This is a genomic window from Oleiphilus sp. HI0125, from assembly GCF_001635355.1.
Genome location: NZ_LWGF01000918.1, coordinates 1 through 946 on the forward strand (window position 1 = coordinate 1; position 946 = coordinate 946).

Sequence of the window (946 nt, forward strand, 5' to 3'; positions counted from 1 at the left end):
AGTCGCTAACGCTCAGTAAAGCTTGCGTCAAAAGAGGTAGAGCCTGCCCATTATTGATAAATACCTCAATGATGTCAGGCACCACATAGGTCAACAAGAACACAACAATAGAAATTGCAACGATCGACAATATCACTGGGTAAATAGCTGCTAATTGGATTTTCTGACGCGCAGCCTGACGTCCTTCGGTATAATCAGCGAGTCGATTCAACACTAAATCTAAATGCCCGGCAGTTTCGCCAGCTGCAACAGTTGATCGATATAACTTAGGGAAAGCCGCGGGGTATTCCGCCAAGCTATCTGCCAAGGTAAAACCTTCTAAAACCTTCGATCGAATCGCCAAAATCATACTGCGAATATTAGGTTTCTCACTTTGAGAGGCCACGGCACTGAGCGTTTCTTCGATAGGGATCCCGCTTTGAACTAATGTGGCGATTTGGCGAGTAACTAAAGCAAGATCGCGTACGCTCAAACTTGGCTTACGCGCTAGAAGACTTTTAGACTGTTTTTGTTCAGCGGCTTGATTCGCCTCGAGCGGCATCCATCCTTTATCTCGAAGAGACTGACGCACCTGACGCGCGGAATCCGCTTCTATAACGCCTTTCTGTTTTTTACCACGCTCATCAAGAGCGACATATTCAAAGGCTGCCATAACTAACCTTTGTGTGTGACACGTAAGACTTCTTCAACAGTCGTCACACCATCTAAGATCTTCCTTGCCCCATCATCAAAAATTGCAGGGGATTTTTCTCGAGCGCAGGCTTCTAGTTCTTTCTCACTTGCACGATCGTGGATCAAGCTACGCATCTGATTATCGATCTCGATAATCTCGTAAACACCTAATCGCCCTTGATAGCCTAAGTGATTACATTCACTGCACCCTTTGGCACGGTATAGGGTTGGTGGATTTGTAGGATCAACTCCTAGCAATCTGCATGTTCCCTCA

At 46.0% G+C, this 946-nt stretch carries 1 protein-coding gene and 1 pseudogene; both read right to left on the reverse strand.

Annotation, left to right across the window (positions count from 1 at the left end; translation table 11 throughout):
* On the reverse strand, positions 1 to 652 hold a 652-nt coding region (locus A3762_RS15900; protein WP_197469302.1), incomplete at its 3' end, for a type II secretion system F family protein.
* 2 nt (positions 653 to 654) lie between these two features.
* Positions 655 to 946 (reverse strand): annotated as a pseudogene (locus A3762_RS15905) (type II secretion system protein GspE); the annotation flags it as partial.